The sequence below is a fragment of the Wolbachia endosymbiont of Drosophila tristis genome, from assembly GCF_028981745.1.
Classification (GTDB): domain Bacteria; phylum Pseudomonadota; class Alphaproteobacteria; order Rickettsiales; family Anaplasmataceae; genus Wolbachia; species Wolbachia pipientis.
The window spans coordinates 1-3,951 of sequence record NZ_JAPQLN010000074.1; the positions used below are offsets into that span (position 1 = coordinate 1).

3 protein-coding genes and 2 pseudogenes are annotated in these 3,951 nt (G+C 35.8%); all 5 read right to left on the reverse strand.

Translation table 11 applies throughout. The features are described from left to right. Positions 1-297: 297 nt before the first annotated feature. Entirely contained in the window at positions 298-1,416 is a 1,119-nt protein-coding gene (locus tag OZD64_RS02890; protein ID WP_274999261.1) for a reverse transcriptase domain-containing protein, read from the reverse strand. Between the two features lie 2 nt (positions 1,417-1,418). Further along, a complete protein-coding gene (locus tag OZD64_RS02895) occupies positions 1,419-1,835 on the reverse strand; it encodes a reverse transcriptase N-terminal domain-containing protein (protein ID WP_274999260.1) in 417 nt (138 codons plus the stop codon). Positions 1,836-2,340: 505 nt separating this feature from the next. Next, positions 2,341-2,637 (reverse strand): annotated as a pseudogene (locus OZD64_RS02900) (ankyrin repeat domain-containing protein); the annotation flags it as partial. Positions 2,638-2,662: 25 nt separating this feature from the next. Beyond that, a complete protein-coding gene (locus tag OZD64_RS02905; RefSeq protein ID WP_274999265.1) occupies positions 2,663-3,397 on the reverse strand; it encodes an ankyrin repeat domain-containing protein in 735 nt (244 codons plus the stop codon). Positions 3,398-3,564: 167 nt separating this feature from the next. Then, positions 3,565-3,951 (reverse strand): annotated as a pseudogene (locus OZD64_RS02910) (phage tail protein); the annotation flags it as partial.

Here is a 3,951-nt window from a genome sequence, read left to right on the forward strand (position 1 = left end):
TATTTCAGCCCCTGCTTTTATTAACTCTTCTACTATTTCCACTTTCGTTATCTAAGTGGAGAAAGTCACCTCTCCCCACTCGACTGCAGAACCGTACGTGACAGGTTACCGTCATACGGCTCCTCTGCAATTTGGTGCTTGTCATGCACACTTCCTGTGTAAAATATCGTGACAATGTCCATGTAATAATAATAAATTTTTGATCATATTATTTTTCCTATTTTGGTCTTTATGGTGTATTTCTAGAATATCATCACTCTTGAACCAAAGTTGACATTGATCACATTTGCCTTGTTGTCACTTCAACAGCTTTATTACTCTCGGTGATTTATCTAGTATTCTATTAAGACGATTCCCCCAGTAAACCCAATCACCATCGTATGGAGATTTGGTTCCTTTCACTTTGATATGTCGCTTAATAACATGATCTCCGTGTCTTATAAGATTCACTTCGTTACTTGTCATAAATCGCCAATTATCATTACCATACTTCTTGAAGTACTTTCTTTTGATCCAGCATTTTCCTTTGTTTGGGTGTTTATATAACGCCCACTTCCAAAGTTTTCTGAACATTACACTGTCAATAAGATTAAATGTTTCACTTGAAACTACACAAGAGTAATATTGACTCCATCCTCTAATAATTGGATTAAGTACTTTAATTACTATTTCTTGTGTTGCTCCCCTCAATTTTCTAATCTTATGTTTGATAATGAAATTATGCTGTTTTATAGATTCACGACTTGGTTTGATTAATAACTTGTAACCTTTCTTATTATTTCTTGTTAGGTAGTGTCTTATTGAAAATCCAAGAAAATCAAATCCTGGTTTATCCCCTTCTAAAGTATGGGAAATCCTTGTTTTTGAAGGTTTTAGTTCTAGTCCAATGATTTTTAACCATTCTTCGATTAGTACCTTTGCCTTAATAAGGATCTCCTCACTCTCATGTATAACAACAAAATCATCAGCATAAAAAATTATACTAAGAGCTTGTTGTGCCCGTTGCTGCGATGCTGTACCATACTTTCTTCTTCTATATAGAAAAAGTTCACTTTTTAATGCTTCTTTAATATATTGTTCCATACCGTGTAATGCTATACAAGCCAATAATGGAGAGATAGTTCCTCCTTGAATTGTACCACTCTTAGTTGGCTGGAAGATTCTATTTTCTATTACTCCTGCTCTCAACCATCCTTTTATTGTTTTTCTTAATGTTGGTGTGGTATTGAGTTTTTCAAGCAATGCATAGTGTTTAATATTATCGAAACATCCTGAAATATCAGCATCTAAACAATATGCTGTTTTCTGACTTAGTGCATTGAATATGGCCTTCATAGCATCGTGACAAGATCTACCAGGTCTAAAACCATAAGTGTTCGGCTCAAATTTTGCTTCCCATTCAGGTTCCAACGCCATTTTTACAAGTGTTTGTTTTGCTCGACACGATATGTGGGAATACCAAGGGGACGACGCTCCAATGGCTTGCCAGGTTTTGGTATCCAGACTCGTCTTGATGGTTTTGCTCTTCCTCTTAAATCCATAGAATTTGCTAATTGCATTCTTTCTTTTTGGTCGAGATTGGCTTTCTCATCAATACCTGCAGTCTTTTTCCCTCTATTGTCCTGTGTTACTCTTCTAACTGCGAGCATTCTTGCACTTGTCGATTTGAGTAATAATCTCTGAAGATTATGCATCTTTTTGACATCATTACATTTAGAAGCTTGGTAAATTCGTTTTTGTAGCTTAAATGAAGATTTCTCCAGCTTACGCCAAGAAATTTCATTCCATTCATACCTAACATTTTGTTGGCTCATAACATATTCACTACTACTCATAACTTTACCTTCCAAATTACAGTGTTTACGTCTGCATATCCCAAATATTACTTTGGGCGTTAGCTTCTTAAACAATCCTTCCACATAGAAGCTTACGGTTGGCTACCTGCTTATATCTAAATAAATATAAGAGCATCTATGCGGTTACTCCGTTCCATGATTTTGTTTCATGTTGGACTTAGGTTCTTACTTTTTTGCCGGAAGCTGAGAACATCCATAATCAAGTGGTAGGATCTTGATTCCTCTTTGCGCTTCTACCATTTTGGTCTATGCGTATCAACCTTATTTCGCATATTCATGTTGACGACAATTCAAACATAAGTTCCTTTCGTAACCTTATCCAACTCTGTTCGCAGGGATTTACCATAAGGTTTAGTATTACCTGCTTTTGTCTCATGCTTGCATCCCAGAAGTTGCCACTTTCTAAAATGTGAGACATACTTTATCCCTGATGTTTAGGGAAGATGGAATTTAACCACCACAAAATCACGACTTTCGGGTCGCACCCCACCATACATGCAAGGTGCAGCGGTGTGCATTTACTGCCATACTCTTCAGCATTTACATTCCCTCCTGATTTTATCAATTCTCTAACTGTTTCTAGACGTTTCTCCGTTATCGCTAGGTGCAGTGCTGTATATCCTTCTACATCCGCTGCATTCACATTCGCTCCTTTTTCAACTAATCAGCTCACTGTTTTTCCGTCTACTGCATAATGCAGTTCCTTTTTTGTCCCCTTAATATTTTTACCTGAGTGCTCTAATAATTCTTTTAGTTCATCCTCTTTTTCTTTTTTACTCATAACCTACCTCACCTTTTCTTTAAATTTAAGTCCCTTTTTTAATTCTCACCACCTCATCTATTATTTCGTTTACTTGGCACATTATCTTGGTTGCTAAATTTTGACATTCTTTCTTTATTAATGATTTGTCTCTCTTCCTTATTTCTTCGATCTCCATTATTTTTAGCTCTGGCATATAGCTCCTATCCAACTTCTCTGCTATTTCTCCCACTAGCCCCTCTATTCCATAGCACGTCAGTTTTCTACTTTTTGTTACTCCACCTTTTGCTCTCAAAAATTTACTTGCCTTTTCACTCTCTTCCCTATCACATAGACAATACTTTTCACTTTCCCATATGTAATACATTGGTGTTGAACCATACTTATTCAGTTGATTAACTTCAGATCCTGCTTTTACTAGCTCTTTTATTATTTCAACTCCTGCTCCTCCTATTTTACATGCAGAGTGCAGTGGCGTACATCCACTGACATATTGAGTGGCATTTATTTCCGCTCCTGACCTTAGCAGTACTTTTACATTTTCTAAACTTTTTGCGAATACTGCACAGTGCAGTGGCGTATAACCATTTTTATCTCTTGCATTGATCTCCGCTCCTTTTTCTATTAATAACCTCACTGTTTTGTGATCGGAATTTTCTACTGCATGGTGCAATACTGTTTCTCCTTTTTCATCCCTTTTATTAATATTTTTAAATCCATTCCTTGATACTTCTTTAAAAAACTTGTTAAAAGATTCTTTCTTTTCTTCGCTGAACCCCATTTCATACCTCACAAAATTATCTTTTCTAGCGCCAGACAAATTTCTTATATTTACCTGCTGCTATTCAAGTTATGTGTGTTTTGGCATAAAAAGGCAAGTCTTTTTTCGCGTAGTACACCTTTTTAACTAAATACTAATATAGTATATGAAGATATAAATATATATGCTTAATGCATTAAACATATTACTTGTTTCTCTTCCCAACCTCTGTTCAAATGACGATGTTCGTGCCACGTTAGTACGCCTGGGTAAAACACTAAAACGTAATTTTCCGGTTCATGTATTGAATCCTTTTGCTCTGAATTTAAATCCCTTTCAAAATGAATATTGTGCTCTGCCACACCAAATATTATAACTTTTTGGTTGGTAAAATCTTCTACTTTGTAGTGGTGAGTAACGCTAAACCTTTCTAAAATTGGCTTGTGTTTTAAATTCCACAGTTGTTCAGATAGTTTATCACTTCTTAGTAAAAATTTACTTCCTTTCTCTTCTCCACTCGTAACCGGAAAACACGCGTTTATTTCTCCTAAGTTCCAGCTATCTGATAATACTAT

What these genes read in the sequence shown, in the direction of transcription:
- OZD64_RS02895 (WP_274999260.1), bottom strand. Translation starts at nt 1,835, where the DNA reads ATGAGTAGTAGTGAATATGTTATGAGCCAACAAAATGTTAGGTATGAA.
- OZD64_RS02905 (WP_274999265.1), bottom strand. Translation starts at nt 3,397, where the DNA reads ATGGGGTTCAGCGAAGAAAAGAAAGAATCTTTTAACAAGTTTTTTAAA.
- OZD64_RS02890 (WP_274999261.1), bottom strand. Translation starts at nt 1,416, where the DNA reads ATGGCGTTGGAACCTGAATGGGAAGCAAAATTTGAGCCGAACACTTAT.